At 71.8% G+C, this 16956-nt stretch carries 17 protein-coding genes and 1 pseudogene; 15 read left to right on the forward strand and 3 right to left on the reverse strand.

Annotated features, from left to right (window positions below; genetic code table 11):
* Positions 1-133: 133 nt before the first annotated feature.
* From recA to dapF, 5 genes are read left to right on the forward strand one after another with little or no spacing between them, the layout of a single operon-like run.
* Positions 134-1201, forward strand: a complete 1068-nt coding sequence (gene recA / locus BIV03_RS09130; RefSeq protein ID WP_070416506.1) for a recombinase RecA — start codon at positions 134-136, stop codon at positions 1199-1201.
* Entirely contained in the window at positions 1198-2064 is an 867-nt protein-coding gene (locus tag BIV03_RS09135; protein ID WP_083403319.1) for a regulatory protein RecX, read from the forward strand. The genes recA and BIV03_RS09135 overlap by 4 nt, the downstream gene beginning before the upstream one ends.
* 29 nt (positions 2065-2093) lie before the next feature.
* A complete protein-coding gene (gene miaB / locus BIV03_RS09140; RefSeq protein ID WP_071295434.1) occupies positions 2094-3593 on the forward strand; it encodes a tRNA (N6-isopentenyl adenosine(37)-C2)-methylthiotransferase MiaB in 1500 nt (499 codons plus the stop codon).
* On the forward strand, positions 3580-4530 hold the full coding sequence (gene miaA / locus BIV03_RS09145; protein ID WP_175475782.1) for a tRNA (adenosine(37)-N6)-dimethylallyltransferase MiaA: 951 nt from the start codon (positions 3580-3582) through the stop codon (positions 4528-4530). The genes miaB and miaA overlap by 14 nt, the downstream gene beginning before the upstream one ends.
* A complete protein-coding gene (dapF, locus tag BIV03_RS09150) occupies positions 4527-5417 on the forward strand; it encodes a diaminopimelate epimerase (RefSeq protein WP_070416504.1) in 891 nt (296 codons plus the stop codon). Before miaA ends, dapF begins: the two co-directional genes overlap by 4 nt.
* A gap of 369 nt (positions 5418-5786) precedes the next feature.
* Here the strand turns inward: dapF and BIV03_RS09155 are convergent, their stop codons facing one another.
* A complete protein-coding gene (locus BIV03_RS09155; RefSeq protein ID WP_071295435.1) occupies positions 5787-6401 on the reverse strand; it encodes a class I SAM-dependent methyltransferase in 615 nt (204 codons plus the stop codon).
* A 61-nt stretch (positions 6402-6462) separates the two neighbouring features.
* Between BIV03_RS09155 and hflX the strand changes: the two genes are divergently transcribed.
* Entirely contained in the window at positions 6463-8001 is a 1539-nt protein-coding gene (gene hflX, locus BIV03_RS09160; RefSeq protein ID WP_070419127.1) for a GTPase HflX, read from the forward strand.
* A gap of 184 nt (positions 8002-8185) precedes the next feature.
* Here the strand turns inward: hflX and lexA are convergent, their stop codons facing one another.
* Entirely contained in the window at positions 8186-8830 is a 645-nt protein-coding gene (lexA, locus tag BIV03_RS09165) for a transcriptional repressor LexA (protein ID WP_070416502.1), read from the reverse strand.
* A gap of 237 nt (positions 8831-9067) precedes the next feature.
* On the opposite strand from lexA, the gene BIV03_RS09170 reads away from it, so the two are divergent.
* The 9 genes from BIV03_RS09170 (at position 9068) to scpB (ending at position 16138) form a co-directional block, all read left to right on the forward strand.
* Positions 9068-9433: a LysM peptidoglycan-binding domain-containing protein gene (locus BIV03_RS09170; RefSeq protein WP_070416501.1), complete on the forward strand. Its 366-nt coding sequence runs from the start codon at positions 9068-9070 to the stop codon at positions 9431-9433.
* Between the two features lie 52 nt (positions 9434-9485).
* Positions 9486-10610 carry a histidinol-phosphate transaminase gene (locus BIV03_RS09175; RefSeq protein ID WP_070416500.1) on the forward strand — a complete coding sequence of 375 codons (1125 nt, stop codon included), beginning with the start codon at positions 9486-9488 and terminating at the stop codon, positions 10608-10610.
* On the forward strand, positions 10607-11209 hold the full coding sequence (gene hisB / locus BIV03_RS09180) for an imidazoleglycerol-phosphate dehydratase HisB (RefSeq protein WP_071295436.1): 603 nt from the start codon (positions 10607-10609) through the stop codon (positions 11207-11209). The genes BIV03_RS09175 and hisB overlap by 4 nt, the downstream gene beginning before the upstream one ends.
* A complete protein-coding gene (gene hisH / locus BIV03_RS09185) occupies positions 11206-11847 on the forward strand; it encodes an imidazole glycerol phosphate synthase subunit HisH (protein ID WP_071295437.1) in 642 nt (213 codons plus the stop codon). The genes hisB and hisH overlap by 4 nt, the downstream gene beginning before the upstream one ends.
* Before the next feature lie 63 nt (positions 11848-11910).
* Positions 11911-12657 carry a bifunctional 1-(5-phosphoribosyl)-5-((5-phosphoribosylamino)methylideneamino)imidazole-4-carboxamide isomerase/phosphoribosylanthranilate isomerase PriA gene (gene priA, locus BIV03_RS09190; RefSeq protein ID WP_071295438.1) on the forward strand — a complete coding sequence of 249 codons (747 nt, stop codon included), beginning with the start codon at positions 11911-11913 and terminating at the stop codon, positions 12655-12657.
* A gap of 4 nt (positions 12658-12661) precedes the next feature.
* Positions 12662-13498: an SseB family protein gene (locus BIV03_RS09195; protein WP_083403320.1), complete on the forward strand. Its 837-nt coding sequence runs from the start codon at positions 12662-12664 to the stop codon at positions 13496-13498.
* 91 nt (positions 13499-13589) lie between these two features.
* Entirely contained in the window at positions 13590-14468 is an 879-nt protein-coding gene (locus BIV03_RS09200; protein WP_070416496.1) for a ParA family protein, read from the forward strand.
* Complete coding sequence (locus tag BIV03_RS09205; protein ID WP_083403321.1) at positions 14452-15459, forward strand: ScpA family protein; 1008 nt, start codon at positions 14452-14454, stop codon at positions 15457-15459. The genes BIV03_RS09200 and BIV03_RS09205 overlap by 17 nt, the downstream gene beginning before the upstream one ends.
* The gene (gene scpB / locus BIV03_RS09210; protein ID WP_254790825.1) at positions 15449-16138 is read left to right on the forward strand and encodes an SMC-Scp complex subunit ScpB; all 690 of its coding nucleotides are present in this window, start codon (positions 15449-15451) and stop codon (positions 16136-16138) included. Before BIV03_RS09205 ends, scpB begins: the two co-directional genes overlap by 11 nt.
* 85 nt (positions 16139-16223) lie before the next feature.
* Here the strand turns inward: scpB and BIV03_RS19575 are convergent.
* Positions 16224-16956 (reverse strand): annotated as a pseudogene (locus BIV03_RS19575) (hypothetical protein); the annotation flags it as partial.

Below are 16956 nucleotides of genomic sequence, written 5' to 3' on the forward strand. Positions count from 1 at the left end.
CGGTGGCCCGCCCTAGGTTCGAGTCAACGGGAACAGCCCGAAGCCTTGTCGCTGAAGCACCGGCCCTGCACCACCGGCCGGGTGGACGCGACAGCCTACAGGCGGCCGACACCGAGCACGAAGGAAGCACACCATGCCCTCACCCCAGGACCGCGAGAAGGCTCTCGAGACCGCTCTCGCCCAGATCGACCGTCAGTTCGGCAAGGGCACGGTCATGCGCCTCGGCTCTGACGAGCGCGCTCCCGTCGCCACCATCCCGACCGGTTCGGTCGCCCTCGACGTCGCGCTCGGCATCGGCGGGCTCCCGCGTGGCCGCATCATCGAGATCTACGGCCCGGAGTCGTCGGGTAAGACGACCCTGACGCTGCACGCCATCGCCAACGCCCAGCGCGCTGGCGGCATCGCGGCCTTCATCGACGCGGAACACGCGCTCGACCCCGAGTACGCGAAGAAGCTCGGCGTCGACATCGACGCGCTGCTCGTCTCCCAGCCGGACACCGGTGAGCAGGCGCTCGAGATCGCCGACATGCTCGTCCGTTCCGGCTCCATCGACCTCGTCGTCATCGACTCCGTCGCGGCGCTCGTGCCCCGCGCCGAGATCGAGGGCGAGATGGGTGACTCGCACGTCGGTCTGCAGGCCCGCCTCATGTCGCAGGCACTCCGCAAGCTCGCCGGTGGCCTGAACCAGACGCAGACCACGATGATCTTCATCAACCAGCTGCGCGAGAAGATCGGTGTGTTCTTCGGCAGCCCCGAGACCACCGCCGGCGGTAAGGCGCTCAAGTTCTACGCGTCGGTCCGCCTCGACATCCGTCGCATCGAGACGCTCAAGAGCGGCACCGACGCGGTCGGCAACCGCACCCGCGTGAAGGTCGTCAAGAACAAGATGGCCCCGCCCTTCAAGCAGGCCGAGTTCGACATCCTGTACGGCACGGGCATCTCGCGCGAGGGTTCGTTGCTCGACTTCGGCGTGGATCACGGCATCGTCAAGAAGTCCGGTGCCTGGTACACCTACGACGGCGACCAGCTCGGGCAGGGCAAGGAGAACTCGCGGTCGTTCCTGATCCAGAACCCCGAGATCGCTGCTGAGATCGAGGGCAAGATCCTCGCGAAGCTCGGTGTCGGCGGCGCGTCGGCCGAGGCGGTCGAGGCTCCCGTCGAGTCGATCGCGCCGAAGATCGCGGAGCGCAAGGGCGCGTGACGACCGACCACGACGGCGACGAGGACCTCGCACCGGTCACCGACCTGTTCGGTGCGCGCGGTGCGCGGTCCCGTCGCCGATCCGCGGCTGGGCCGGAGACGGCGGGCGACACGGATGCCGTGGCTGATGGCGGCGGAGCCGATGCCGACGCACCGGTCCCGCTGCCGATCCAGGGCGCTCGGGCACAGGCGGAGTGGCTCTCGCCCGTCGTCGGGGACGGCAGTGGCCGCAGTGCCCGTGCCGAGCAGGACGGCTACGACGACGACCGGACGGCGGACGCCACGACGGCGTCCGTGTTCGCGATCGACGGCGGTGCCGAACTCGACCCCGCGGACGCCCCACGGCCGATCGACGAACAGCGTGCCGACGCCGAGCGGCTCAGCATGCGGGCGCTCGGTCGCAAGGGCGTCAGCGAGTCCGAGCTGCGCACGATGCTGACCAAGAACGACCTCGACCCGGACGTCGTCGAGTACGAGATCGAGCGGCTCACCCGCGTCGGACTCGTGGACGACGTGGCGCTCGCGACCGACCTCGTCGACCGCCTCCACGACCGCAAGGGTCTGGGGCGCCAGGGCGTCGTCGCCGAACTGCGGCGCCGCGGCATCGACCAGGTCGCGATCGACGCGGCGCTCGAGGCAGCCGCCGACGACGAGGACGACGAGTTCGTCCGGGCGATCGACCTCGCGCAGAAGCGTGCCGGGCAGCTCCGCGGGCTCGACCGAGCGACGGCGGAGCGACGGCTCTCGGGCTTCCTGATGCGCAAGGGCTACAACGGGGGCATCGTGCGGATCGCGGTCGAGCGTGCGCTCGACGGCGGTGGGCGTCCGCCGGCGGGACCTCGCGGCTCCGTCCGCTTCGAGTAGCGTCGCGACGGTTTTACACTGGGACGACCATGGCCACCGTCGCAGCGCGCCCCCGCACCTACCAAGTCCGCACCTACGGGTGCCAGATGAACGTGCACGACTCCGAGCGGCTGAGCGGGTCGCTCCAGGCCGCCGGGTACGTCGCCGCCGACGGCGAGCAGGCGGACGTGGTCGTCATCAACACGTGCGCCGTGCGCGAGAACGCCGACAACCGTCTGTACGGCAACCTCGGGCAGCTCGCGGGCATCAAGCGCGAGCACCCCGGCATGCAGATCGCGGTCGGCGGGTGCCTGGCGCAGAAGGACAAGAACGTCATCCTCGAGAAGGCGCCGTGGGTGGACGTCGTCTTCGGGACGCACAACATGGGGTCGCTGCCGACGCTGCTCGAGCGTGCCCGGCACAACGACGAAGCGCAGATCGAGATCCTCGAGTCGCTCGACGTCTTCCCGTCGACCCTCCCGACCAAGCGCGACTCGACGCACAGTGGCTGGGTGTCGATCTCGGTCGGCTGCAACAACACCTGCACGTTCTGCATCGTGCCGTCGCTGCGCGGCAAGGAGAAGGACCGCCGCCCGGGTGACGTGCTCGCCGAGATCCAGGCACTCGTCGACGACGGCGCGATCGAGGTCACCCTGCTCGGGCAGAACGTCAACTCCTACGGCGTCGAGTTCGGGGACCGCCAGGCGTTCGGCAAGCTGCTCCGTGCCGCCGGTCAGATCGAGGGCCTCGAGCGGGTCCGATTCACCAGCCCGCACCCCGCCGCCTTCACGGACGACGTCATCGACGCGATGGCCGAGACGCCGAACGTGATGCCCCAGCTGCACATGCCGCTCCAGTCCGGGTCGGACCGCGTCCTCAAGGCGATGCGCCGCAGCTACCGGAGCGAACGGTTCCTCGGCATCCTCGACCGCGTCCGGGCGAAGATCCCGCACGCGGCGATCTCGACGGACATCATCGTCGGCTTCCCCGGCGAGACCGACGCGGACTTCGAGGACACCCTGCGCGTCGTGGAGCAGTCGCGGTTCGCCTCGGCGTTCACGTTCCAGTACTCGATCCGGCCGGGGACGCCCGCGGCGACGATGGACGAGCAGCTGCCGAAGCACGTCGTGCAGGAACGGTACGAGCGCCTCGTCGCCCTGCAGGAGCACATCACGGCAGAGGAGAACGCGAAGCAGGTCGGGCGTACGGTCAAGGTCCTCGTCGCCACCGGTGAGGGCAAGAAGGACGACGCCACGCACCGGCTGTCGGGCCGCGCCGAGGACTCCCGACTCGTGCACTTCTCGGTGCCGGGCGGATCGGACGTCCCGCGGCCCGGGGACGTCGTCACCGTCGAGGTCACCCGCTCGGCACCGCACTTCCTGATCGCCGACGGGGACGCACCGTTGCGGATCCGGCGCACCCGTGCCGGCGACGCGTGGGACCGTGCCCAGGCGGAGATCTGTGGCGTCCCGACGCCGGCCTCCGCCGGGGCCGCTGACGGCCCGCGGCCGGTGTCGCTCGGTCTGCCCAGCATCCGTGTCGGCCGCTGACGAGGAGCGCGCCGGCGCCGGCGACCTGATCGCCGTCGTCGGGGCGACCGGCACCGGCAAGTCCGACCTCGGGATCGCGGTCGCCGAACGCCTCAGTGCCGCAGGCCGCCCCGCCGAGATCGTCAACGCTGACGCCATGCAGCTCTACCGAGGCATGGACATCGGCACCGCGAAGCTCAGCGTCGAGGAGCGCCGGGGCATCCCGCACCACCAGCTCGACGTGCTCGACGTCACGGACGAGGCCAGTGTCGCCGCCTACCAGCGTGATGCGCGGGCGGAGATCGAGGCCATCCACGGCCGCGGGAACGTCGCCCTGCTCGTCGGCGGCAGCGGGCTGTACGTCTCGGCCGTGCTCTTCGACCTCGCGTTCCCCGGCACCGATCCCGAGCTCCGCGCCCACCTCGAGCGCGAGCACGAGGAACTCGGGCCGGGCGTCCTGCTGGAACGACTCCGCGGTCTGGACCCGGCGGCCGCGGCGACCATCGACGCACGCAACCCGCGGAGGTTGATCCGTGCACTCGAGATCGCGAGCCGATCCGAGGTGGTCACGCCGAGCCTCCCGTCCGCGCCCCGCGCCTGGCGACCCGCTCGGATCCTGCACCTGCGCCGCGACCGAGCGCAGCTCGTCGCCGCGCTGCACGAGCGCGCGGCGCGCATGTTCGACGCCGGTCTCGTGGACGAGGTCCGTGGGCTGCGCGAGCAGGGCCTCGAGTCGGGGCGGACCGCGCGGGCGGCGATCGGGTACTCGCAGGCGCTCGAGGTGCTCCGCGGGGACGCGACCGTCGAAGATGCGGTGGAGGCGACGGGCATCGCGACGCGCAAGTACGCCCGACGGCAGGTGTCGTGGTTCCGGCGGTACGCCGACGCGGAGCTCCTCGACGTCACCGGCGCCGATCGAGTGGCTCTGACAGCGGCTGCCCGTAGGATCGTCCCGTGACCGAGCTGCACTTCACCAAGGGCCAGGGGACCGGCAACGACTTCGTCCTGTTCGCCGACCCCGACGCGTCGGTCGACCTGACCCCCGAGCGGATCCGCGCCATCGCCGACCGCCGGTTCGGTGTCGGCGGCGACGGCGTCATCCGGGCGGTCCGGTCCGAGGCGCTGCCGGAAGGGCAGGCGCTCGTCGCCGAGGACCCCGCGGCGACCTGGTTCATGGACTACCACAACGCCGACGGCACGGTCGCCGAGATGTGCGGGAACGGCATCCGCGTGTTCGCGCGCTACCTCACGGAGTCCGGGCTCGTCGACCTCACCCCCGGCGAGACCCTGACGGTCGGCAGCCGCAAGGGACTCGTCGACATCCAGCGGACGACCAACGGCTTCTCCGCCGACCTCGGGCGCTGGGGGCTCGGCATCGAGGGCGGCGGCGCGGACGACGTGCTCGTGCGGGCGAAGAACCTCGACGGAGCACGCCCCGGGCTCGGCATCGACGTCGGCAACCCCCACGTGGTGGTCGCCGTCGCGACCGAGGACGAACTCGCCGAGGTCGACCTCACGTACGTGCCGGTGCTCGATCCGGTCCCCGCGGCCGGCGCGAACGTCGAGTTCGTGCTGCCGGGCGACCCGCTCGTGCAGGACGGCGTCGGTCAGATCACGATGCGCGTCCACGAGCGCGGCAGCGGCGAGACCCTGTCGTGCGGCACCGGGGCCGTCGCCGCGGCCCTCGCGACGCGGTACTGGGCGGGCAACGGGGCGCCGGACACGTGGCGCGTGCGCGTGCCGGGTGGGGTCGTCACGGTGCGCATCTTCGCGGCGGAGGACGGCGAGCACGTCGCGTTGTCCGGGCCGGCGGAACTCGTGTTCTCGGGTGACCTGACGGTCTGAGCCGGGCGGGGCTTCCGGCCAGGAGGCGCGGTTCGGCGCGCCGACGCTCGTCACGTGGGTCGCGCCTCCTGGCCACTGCCGCGGTGCGGACGGGCGGGTCGGTCGCGCTGGCCGCGTTGCCCGGTAGCGGCGCGCCGGCCGCGGCGTGCTGGCCGCGCTGCCCGGTCGCGGCACGCTGACTGCGGCGTGCTGGCCGCGCTGGCCGGTCGCGTGACGTGTCGAACCACGTTCCCGACATCGAACTGCCCGTTTGCGCTGGTTCGATGTCGGAACCGTGGTTCGACTCGGACCGCGCGCTTCGCGCGACGGCGCCAGCCGTGCGCCCCGCGCGCCGGCGGCCGGCTGCACGCGGCACGCGGCCCGCGTCGCCTACTCGGCTGCGCGGTCCACCCGCAGCACCCGGAACCCCTTGTCCGTCGACGCCCGCGACACGTGGAACCCCGCGTCCAGCGACTCCCGCAACCACCGCTGCAGCGAATCGCCCCCGAGGTCCTTCGACACGACCAACCACGCGTCCCCACCGACCTCGAGCCGGGGGAGCCACGTCAGCAGGATCTGGTGCAGCTCGTCCTTGCCCACCCGGATCGGCGGGTTCGACCAGATCGTCCGGAACCGCAGGTCGGCCGGTACCTCGTCCGGCAGTGCGACGGTGACGTTGTCGGCCCCCGCAGCAGCAGCGTTCGCCCGGGCGAGACCGAGCACCCGCTCGTTCACGTCGACGCCCCACACCTGGGCGGCCGGGGAGTCGAGGGCCATGGTGATGGCGATCGGACCCCAGCCGCAGCCGACGTCGAGCAGCGCCCCCTCGTGCGCGGGCGGCGGCACCGAGCCGAGCAGCACCCGCGTGCCACGGTCGAGCCCGTCCGGGCTGAAGACACCCGCGGCGGTGGTCAGCGTGAGCGGGCGACCGGCGAGGGTGACGTGGATCTGGCGTTCGCGGGTGTCCGACGACGGGTTCGCGGAGAAGTAGTGGTCGTTCGCCATGGATGAACCGTACCGGCAACCCCGTGTGTCCCGAGGCCCCGAGCGGTACCCTGTGGAGAAGATGACGGACACCACGAACCGAGACGCAGAGACCACCGACGACAGCGCTGCTGGTGTCGTCGAGCGGGTCCTGCGCAACGCCGACTCCCGCGCGAGCTCCTCGATCTTCGCCCCCGCGCAGGCGATCCAGACCCGATCGGTCGACGACCACGCCTGGACGGGCGACGGCGACCAATACGACCGCGAAGACCGGGCTGCCCTCCGCCGCGTCGGCGGCCTCTCCACCGAACTCGAGGACGTCACCGAGGTCGAGTACCGGCAGCTCCGGCTCGAGCAGGTCGTCCTGATCGGCGTGTACCCGCACGGCGACGCCTCGGACGCCGAGAACTCCCTGCGTGAGCTCGCCGCCCTCGCCGAGACCGCGGGTGCGGTGGTGCTCGACGGGCTCCTGCAGCGCAGGCCGAACCCCGACCCCTCCACGTACCTCGGCAAGGGCAAGGCCGAAGAGCTCGCGATGGTCGTCAAGGCCACCGGCGCCGACACGGTCATCGCCGACACCGAACTCGCCCCGTCCCAGCGCCGCGCGCTCGAGGACGTGGTGAAGGTCAAGGTGATCGACCGGACGGCCGTGATCCTCGACATCTTCAGCCAGCACGCCAAGAGCCGCGAGGGCAAGGCCCAGGTCGAACTCGCCCAGCTCGAGTACCTCCTGCCGCGACTCCGCGGGTGGGGTGAGTCGATGTCCCGCCAGGCCGGTGGCCAGGTCTCCGGCGGTGCGGGCATGGGTTCGCGTGGTCCCGGTGAGACGAAGATCGAGCTCGACCGTCGTCGCATCCACACCCGGATGTCGAAGCTCCGTCGCCAGATCGCCGGGTTCCGCCCCGCGCGCGAGGCGAAGCGGGCCGACCGACACCGCAACGACGTCCCGAGCGTCGCGATCGCCGGCTACACCAACGCGGGCAAGTCCTCGCTGCTGAACCGACTGACGAGCGCCGGCGTGCTCGTCCAGAACCAGCTCTTCGCGACGCTGGACGCCACGGTCCGCCGGACCGAGAGCGCGAAGGGCCGCGAGTTCACCTTCGTCGACACCGTCGGCTTCGTGCGCAACCTGCCGCACCAACTCGTCGAGGCGTTCCGCTCCACCCTCGAAGAGGTCGGCGAGGCCGACGTCATCGTGCACGTGGTCGACGGCTCGCACCCCGACCCGGCCGCCCAGCTGGCGACCGTGCGCGAGGTCATCGGCGACGTCGGCGCCCGCGAGATCCCGGAGATCGTCGCCTTCAACAAGGCCGACCTCATCGACGAGTCGCAGCGGCTCGTGCTCGTCGGCCTCGTGCCGGACGCGGTGTTCGTCTCGGCGCGCACGGGCGAGGGCATCCAGGACCTCCTCGACGTGATCGAGGCACGTCTCCCCGAACCCGACGTCGAGCTCACCGTGGTGGTCCCGTACGACCGCGGTGACCTGGTGTCGTCGCTGCACGACGCAGGCGCGGTCGAGACCGTGGACTACGTCGAGGACGGCACGCGCCTGCGGGTGCGCGTGTTCCAGCGGCAGGTCGCGGAGCTCGACCCGTTCGTGGTCGCGCCCGTCGCGTCCTGAGGCGCGCCCTGCGCTGACGCGCGGCGTGCGGTCCAGGAGGCGCGGCGCACGCCCGCGCCGCACCCACCGCGGCTGCGCGGTTCCGTTCGGCGCCGCACAACGAAAGCCGGTTCGAACCACGTGATCGTGTGGTTCGAACCGGCTTTGGTTGTGCTCAGCGCAGAGGCACGCGGTGCCTGCGCCGTCAGATCGAGCGGAGGACCGCCACGACCTTGCCGAGCACGGTGGCCGCGTCGCCGAGGATCGGCTCGAACGCGGTGTTGCGGGGGAGCAGCCACGTGTGGCCGTCCCGCTGGCGGAAGACCTTCACGGTCGCTTCCTCGTCGAGCATGGCGGCGACGATGTCACCGTTCTCGGCCGTCTGCTGCGACCGGACGACCACCCAGTCGCCGTCGCAGATCGCGGCGTCGATCATCGACTCGCCCACGACCTTGAGCATGAAGAGGTCACCAGTGCCGACGAGCTGCCGGGGGAGCGGCACGATCTCGTCGACGTGCTGCTCGGCCGTGATCGGCACACCGGCGGCGATCCGGCCGACGAGCGGGACGAGCGTCGTCGCGTCGACGTCCGGGCCCTCGACGTCGGGGGTCGGCTCGTCGACGAGGACCTCGAGCGCGCGGGGGCGGTTCGGGTCGCGGCGGATCCACCCGCCGAGCTCGAGCTGGCCGAGCTGGTGCGAGACGCTCGACAGCGAGGACAAGCCGGCGGCGTCACCGATCTCGCGCATGCTCGGCGGGTAGCCCCGGCTGGCGATCGACGCGCGGATCGCGTCGAGGATCGCCTGCTGCTTCGCCGTCAGCGGCTTCTGGCCCCGCAGTTCGTCCGCCACGTCGTCTCGCCCTTCGTCGGTGCCGGGACCGTGCCCGCGGGAATGTCGGTGGTGCCCGCTTGACTTGTCCCAGTCGATCGAAACAGTATCCGACCGGTCATCGCCGGACAAACACCTGTTCGAGCGTGTCGGCAGAAAACCCCCCAGAAATCTCCGCGCAGGACTTGTGCGGCTCGTCATTCGAAACTATGTTCGGTACAGGACTTCGGTTCACCCGAACGGGAAGGCAAGAACGACATGAGCACCATCGCCATCGCTGACATCCAGCGCACCGCGCCCGCCGTGCGTACGCGCCTGCGCCTCACGCGTCGCGGCCGGGTCGTCCTGACGACGCTCGCAGCGATCCCGCTGCTGATCGGTGTGGCACTCGCCGTGCTGAACGGCGGACAGGCATCGGCCGGCAACACCGAGTCGCACGCCCACTTCGAGACCGTGACCATCCAGCCGGGCGAGACGCTCTGGCAGCTGGCGGAAGAGACCGCCCCGAACGCCGACCCGCGCGACTTCGTGCAGGACGTCGTCAGCCTGAACGCGCTCGACGGCTCCGGGCTGCAGGCCGGGCAGGAGATCTCGATCCCGGCGCAGTACACCGCCGCGCACTAGCACCGTCCGGACGGCCGGTCACCATACCGTTCGAGCGGCCTACGATGGATCGGTGGCATTCACGCTCGAAGACCTCCCGATCCGAGACGACCTGCGCGGGCAGAGCCCGTACGGCGCCCCGCAGAAGCACGTGCGCGTGCAGCTCAACGTCAACGAGAACACGCATCCGGTGCCAGCCGACGTCGCCGAGGACATCGTGTCGTCGATCCGCCAGGCGCTGACGACCGTGAACCGCTACCCCGACCGTGAGTTCACCGAGCTGCGGCAGTCCCTCGCGGACTACCTCCAGCGCGACCTCGCCCCGGGGCAGGCGCTCGGTCCGGAGCAGATCTGGGCGGCCAACGGCTCGAACGAGGTGCTCCAGCAGCTGCTCCAGGCCTTCGGTGGGCCGGGTCGTACCGTGCTCGGGTTCCCCCCGACCTACTCGATGCACTCGATCCTCGCGTCGGGCACCGGCACGACCTGGATCCCGGCGCAGCGCGACGACGAGTTCCGCATCGCGCCCGAGACGGTGGTGGCCGCCATCCGTGAGCACCAGCCGGACATCGTGTTCCTCTGCGGGCCGAACAACCCCACGGGTACGCCGCTCCCGATCGAGACCATCGAGGCCGCCTACGCCGCGACCGACGGCATCGTGATGGTCGACGAGGCCTACGCCGAGTTCATGCCTGCCGACGCCCCGAGCGCCCTCACCCTGCTGCCCGGGCGGGAGCGTCTCATCGTGTCCCGCACGATGAGCAAGGCGTTCGCCTTCGCCGGTGCCCGCGTGGGCTACATGGCCGCCCACCCGGCCGTCATCGACGCGATCCGACTCGTCCGGCTGCCGTACCACCTCTCCGCCCTGACCCAGGCGGCAGCGGTGGCGGCGCTCCGGCACGCCCCCGCGATGCTCGCGATGGTCGACGACATCACGCAGCAGCGCGACCGCATGGTGACCGAACTCCGGGCGATGGGCTACCGCACGTACGAGACGTGGTCGAACTTCGTCCTGTTCGGCGGCGTCGCCGACCCGCACGCCGCGTTCGAAGCGCTGCTCGAGCAGGACGTCATCGTGCGCGACCTCGGCATCCCGAACCACCTGCGGGTGAGCGCCGGCACGGAAGAGGAGACCACCGTGTTCCTCGACGCCATGCGCCGCGTCGCCGCCGATCAGCCGCCGGTTAGGGTTGCAGCATGACCGCGCGCACCGCCACGATCAGCCGGAGCACGAGCGAGTCGAGCATCGAGCTCGAACTCGACCTCGACGGCACCGGCACGTCCGACATCTCGACGAGCGTGCCGTTCTTCGACCACATGCTGACGGCGTTCAGCAAGCACTCGCTCATCGACCTCCGCGTGCGATCGACCGGCGACACCCACATCGACGTCCACCACACCGTCGAGGACACCGGCATCGTGCTCGGCCAGGCGCTCAAGCAGGCCCTCGGTGACCGTGCTGGTATCGGTCGGTACGGGGACGCCCTCGTGCCGCTCGACGAAGCGCTCGCCCAGGCAGTGGTCGACGTCTCCGGCCGGCCGTTCCTCGTGCACTCCGGCGAGCCCGCGGGCTTCGAGTTCCACCGGATCGGCGGCCACTTCACCGGCTCGATGGTCCGCCACGTGTTCGAGGCGATCACCTTCAACGCCGGCATCACGGTGCACGTCCGCGTGCTCGCGGGCCGCGACCCGCACCACATCGCCGAAGCCGAGTTCAAGGCGTTCGCCCGGGCGATGCGCACGGCGGTCGAACTCGACCCCCGCGTGGACGGCATCCCGTCCACCAAGGGCTCGCTGTGACCGCCGGGGCGAAGCCGAACGTCGTCGTCCTCGACTACGGGTCGGGCAACGTCCACTCCGCTGCCAAGGCCCTCGAACGCGCCGGCGCCGACGTCACCCTGACGTCGGACAAGCAGTCGGCGCTCCGGGCCGACGGACTGCTGGTCCCCGGCGTCGGGGCGTTCGGAGCCGTGGTCGAGCAGCTCGAGGGCGTCCGGGGCGGCGAGATCGTCGACCACCGTCTCGCCGGCGGCCGTCCGGTCCTCGGGATCTGCGTCGGCATGCAGGTGCTCTTCTCGCGCGGCATCGAGCGCGGTGCCGACGTCGAGGGGCTCGGTCAGTGGCCGGGCACGGTCGAGCAGATCCAGGCCGACGTCCTGCCCCACATGGGGTGGAACACGGTCGACGCTCCTGCGGACTCGGTGTTGTTCGAGGGCCTGCACGACGAGCGCTTCTACTTCGTGCACTCGTACGGCGTGACCGACTTCCCGCTCGAGGCGTACGGGCCGTTCCGGGCGCCGCGCCTGACCTGGGCCGAGCACGGGCAGCGCTTCGTCGCCGCGGTCGAGAACGGTCCGCTCACCGCCACCCAGTTCCACCCCGAGAAGTCCGGCGAGCCGGGCATCCGACTGCTCCGCAACTGGGTGCAGTCGCTCTGAGACCCGCGGCGACACGTCGCGAACGACGACGCGCCCGACGACCCCCGCAACGAAGACAGGACCATGACCGAGCTCTCCACCACCACGCCCCTCGTCCTGCTGCCCGCCGTGGACGTCGTCGACGGTCAGGCGGTGCGCCTCACCCAGGGCGAGGCCGGCAGCGAGACCTCCTACGGCGACCCGGTGACGGCGGCCCGGACGTGGCGTGACCAGGGTGCCGAGTGGATCCACCTCGTCGACCTCGACGCGGCGTTCGGCCGCGGTGACAACCGCAAGGTCATCGCGCACGCCATCCGCGAGGTCGAGGGCGTCGCCGTCGAGCTCTCCGGCGGCATCCGCGACGACGCCTCGCTCGAGGCAGCCCTCGCGACCGGTGCGGCACGCGTGAACCTCGGCACCGCCGCGCTCGAGGACCCGGAGTGGGCTGCCCGCGTGATCCGGACGTACGGCGAGCAGATCGCCGTCGGGCTCGACGTGCGCGGCACGACCCTCGCCAGCCGGGGTTGGACGGAGGACGCCGGCGACCTGTGGGAGGTCCTCGACCGCCTCGAGGAAGCCGGCTGTGCCCGGTACGTCGTGACCGACGTGACGAAGGACGGCACGCTGCAGGGCCCGAACGTCGACCTCCTCCGCGAGGTCTGCGACCGCACCGACCAGCCCGTCGTGGCCTCCGGCGGGATCTCGACGCTCGACGACCTCCGGGCACTGCGCGAGCTCGTGCCGCACGGGCTCGAGGGCGCGATCATCGGCAAGGCGCTCTACTCGGGGGCGTTCACGCTCCCGGCCGCGCTCGACATCGCCTCGGAGTAGGCGCGTGGCGGGCATCTCGAACGGTCGCGGCACCGGACCCGACGGGCCCGCGGGTGACGGGCACCCGGACGACGCGCACACCCCCGGTGGGGCGGCGGACTCCGCGGGCTTCGCCTGGGCCGGTCGCACGTTCGACCAGCACGACACGACGTTCGACGACGACGACGGTCTGGCCGACGCGGCCGTCGTCGCTGCGATCACGGCGCTGCCGGACGGGGGGTCGCAGCGGGCGGTCGTCGACGCGCTCCGCACCGCACGGCTGCTCATCCCGCTCATCGCCGAGGCCGGCGACATCGGGCACACCGACGCCGGCAAGCTCGTCGACAAGACGCAGGAGCTCTCCATCGTGACGGTCGCCGGCCCGGACGGTCGCAGCGTCATGCCCGCCTTCACCTCCGTCGAGGCGATGCGCTCCTGGGATCCGGACGCCCGACCGGTCCCAGCGGACTCCCGCCGCGTGGCCATGGCCGCGGCGAGCGAGGAGACCCAGCTCGTGGTCCTCGACCCGACGGCGCCGACCGAGTTCGTGCTCCGTCGCCCCGCGGTGTGGGCGATCGGGCAGGACCTGCCGTGGATGCCCTGCTTCGAGGACCCGGAAGTGGCCCGGGCCTTCGCCGACTCCGTCGTGGGGGAGCGTGCGGTGGCGCGGGTCGAGCTGGCCCCGGGGGACCCGCTCGGACGGTTCGCCGGTGCGGAACTGACGGTGGGGCTGGCGCTCCACCCCGGACTCGACCAGACGCAGGTGCAGGAGCTCGTGGGGCGCCTGCAGCAGCGCTGGACGGCGGACGCCGTCATCGCGGAACGCGTGGACAGCATGCGGGTGGCGCTGCGCCCAGCGTGAGTCGCGCCTCCTGGCCTCGACCTGCGGCGGTGCGGCCCGACCTGCGGCGGTGCGGCCCGGCCCGGCGGCCGGTCGCCGGTACGATGACGGGGTGAGCACGAACCCGACGACCACCCCCGGAACCGGCGAGACCACCTACGGTCCGACCGGACGGCCCGTCCGGCAGTTCGCGGTGCCCGAGGAGCTCGACGGCCACGGTCCCGCTCGCATCATCGCGCTGTGCAACCAGAAGGGCGGCGTCGGCAAGACCACGACGTCGATCAACCTCGGCGCGGCGCTGGCGGAGTACGGGCGCAAGGTCCTCGCGGTGGACTTCGACCCGCAGGGCGCCCTGTCGGCCGGCCTCGGCGTGCGGACCCACGACATCCCCACCGTCTACGACCTGCTGATGGGGTCGATCAAGGACCCGAACCAGGTCATCCAGCCGACGAACACGCCCTACCTCGACGTGATCCCCGCGAACATCGACCTCTCCGCGGCCGAGGTGCACCTCGTGAACGAGGTCGCGCGCGAGCAGATCCTCGCGAGCGTGCTCCGGAAGGTCGCGAACGACTACGACGTGATCCTCGTCGACTGCCAGCCGTCGCTCGGGCTGCTGACCGTGAACGCCCTGACGGCCGCGCACGGCGTCCTCATCCCGCTCGAGTGCGAGTTCTTCGCCCTGCGTGGTGTGGCGCTGCTCATCGAGACGATCGACAAGGTGCGCGACCGCCTCAACCCGGCGCTGCAACTCGACGGGATCCTCGCGACGATGTACGACTCGCGCACGCTGCACTCGCGCGAGGTCATGGAGCGCGTCGTGGACACCTTCGACGACCGCGTGCTCGACACCGTCATCGGCCGGACCGTGAAGTTCCCGGACGCCACGGTCTCGGCGCGGCCGATCACGCAGACCGCGCCGGACCACGCGGCCGCACACGCGTACCGGCAGCTCGCCAGGGAGCTCGTCGAGCGTGGCGCCGTCGCCTGACCCCGGACCTGCCGGACAGCCGGCCCCCGGACCGGCCGGACAGCCGGCACCCGGACAGCCGGCCCCCGGACCGGCCGGGCAGCCGGCTCCCGGACCGGCCGGGCAGCCGGCTCCCGGACCAGCCGGGCAGCCGGCGCCCGGACCTGCCGGACAGCCGGCACCCGGACCGGCCGGACAGCCGGCACCCGCCGGCACGCAGACCGCGGCCGGCTTCCGGGTCCGGCTCCGCAACTTCGACGGCCCGTTCGACCTGCTCCTCTCGCTCATCACGAAGCACGAGCTCGACATCACCGAGGTTTCCCTCGGCGCCGTGACGGGCGAGTTCATCGAGTACGTGCGCCAGGCCGAATCCCAGGACGAACTCGACGAGGCCAGCGAGTTCCTCGTCGTCGCCGCCACGCTGCTCGACCTCAAGATCGCCGGACTCCTGCCGCAGGGCGAGCTCGTCGACGCCGAGGACGTCGCCCTGCTCGAGGCCCGCGACCTCCTGTTCGCCCGACTGCTGCAGTACCGGGCGTTCAAGCAGGCCGCCGACTGGTTCGGCTCCCGCTGGCTGACCGAGTCCCGACGCCACGTGCGGAGCGTCCGGCTCGAGGAGCGGTTCCGCGCCCGGACCCCCGAGCTCGTCTGGACCCTGTCGGTGCAGGACTTCGCCGCGCTGGCGACCCTGGCGTTCGCGCCGCGTGAGCTCCCGACGGTCGGACTCGACCACCTGCACGCCCCGCTCGTCAGCATCCGGGAGCAGGCCGCGATCGTCGTCTCGATCCTCCGCACGCGTGCCGACGAGGACGTCTCGTTCCGCGAACTGGTCGCCGGCGTCTCGGAGACGGGTATCGTGGTGGCTCGCTTCCTCGCGATCCTGGAGCTGTACCGGAACGCATCCATCTCGTTCGAACAGTTCGAACCGCTCGGGGAGCTGACGCTGCGCTGGACCGCCGACGACTGGTCCGACGAGAGCCTCGCCAACCTGGGAGCCGACTATGACGGATGATGTGCACGACTCGTCCAGTGCCGAACCCGGCGGCGCCGACGAGATGGCCGACGCCCGCGCGATCGAGCGCGAGATCCACGAGGCGCACGAGCGTGCCGCCCGGCCGGAGATCCCCGTCGACCGGCAGCTCGAGGCGATCCTGATGATCGCCGACGAACCCCAGTCGCTCGTGTCCCTCGGCGCGGCCGTGGGGGCTCCCGTCCCGGTCGTCCGGCAGGCCATCGAGCGTCTCGTGGCGGACTTCGACGGGGTCGACGGCACGATCCGCCGCGGGTTCGAACTCCGCGAGGTCGGCGGCGGCTGGCGCTTCTACGTCCGGCAGGACCTCGACGACGTCGTCGAGCAGTTCGTCGAGGCCGAACGCCCCTCCCGCCTGTCGCAGGCGGCGCTCGAGACCCTCGCGGTCGTCGCGTACAAGCAGCCGATCACCCGGTCGCAGATCGCCTCGATCCGGGCCGTCAACGTCGACGGCGTCGTCCGCACGCTCGTCGCGCGCGGCCTCATCGAGGAGTCGTTCACCGACGCCGAGACCGGCGCCATCAACTACGTCACGTCCGACCTGCTCCTGCAGCAGCTCGGCATCAACTCGCTCGACGAGCTGCCGCTCATCTCGCCCCTCCTGGACGACGGTGCCGGCGGCTTCGAGCAGAACGAAGGGATCCCCGATGGCCGCGTATGAGGAAGAACGACGAGGCGGCCCACGGGGCGGCGCGGGCCGGGACGGCGCGGGTCGCCGGGACGGCGCAGGTCGTCCTGGAGGCGCGTCACGCGACCGCACCGCCGGCTCCGGCCGTGCGGGTGGCCGGTCCGAGAGCGCTGGTCGCGACGAGCGCGGAGGCTACCGCGGGCGTGACGAGCGTCCTGCTTCCGGTGGGTACCGGGGCCGTGACGAGCGTCCGTCCTCCGGTGGCGGGTACCGGGGTCGTGACGACCGTGCGGGGTCCGGCCGGCGTGACGACGACCGCGGGGGCTACCGCGGCCGTGACGACCGTCCGTCGACTGGCGGCGGGTACCGCGGGCGTGACGAGCGTCCGTCGAGCGGTGGCGGGTACCGCGGCCGTGACGAGCGTCCGGCTTCCGGTGGGTACCGGGGTCGTGACGACCGCCGGGATACCCCGCGCCGTGACGATGACCGTGGAGGCTACCGCGGCCGCGACGACCGTCCGGCCTCCGGTGGTGGGTACCGCGGGCGTGACGAGCGTCCGGCGTCCGGTGGCGGGTACCGGGGTCGTGACGACCGCCGTGATGCTCCGCGCCGTGACGATGACCGCGGTGGCTACCGCGGCCGCGACGACCGTCCGGCGTCCGGTGGTGGGTACCGGGGTCGTGACGACCGCCGTGATGCTCCGCGCCGTGACGATGACCGCGGTGGGTACCGCGGCCGCGACGAGCGTCCGGCGTCCGGCGGCGGGTACCGGGGTCGCGACGACCGCGGGGGAGACCGGGGCCGGTTCGTCGGCCGCGAGGACGACCGCCGCGGCAGCGACCGCGGCGGGT

It is taken from the genome of Curtobacterium sp. MCBA15_016, assembly GCF_001865105.1.
In the GTDB taxonomy this organism is placed as follows: Bacteria; Actinomycetota; Actinomycetes; order Actinomycetales; family Microbacteriaceae; genus Curtobacterium.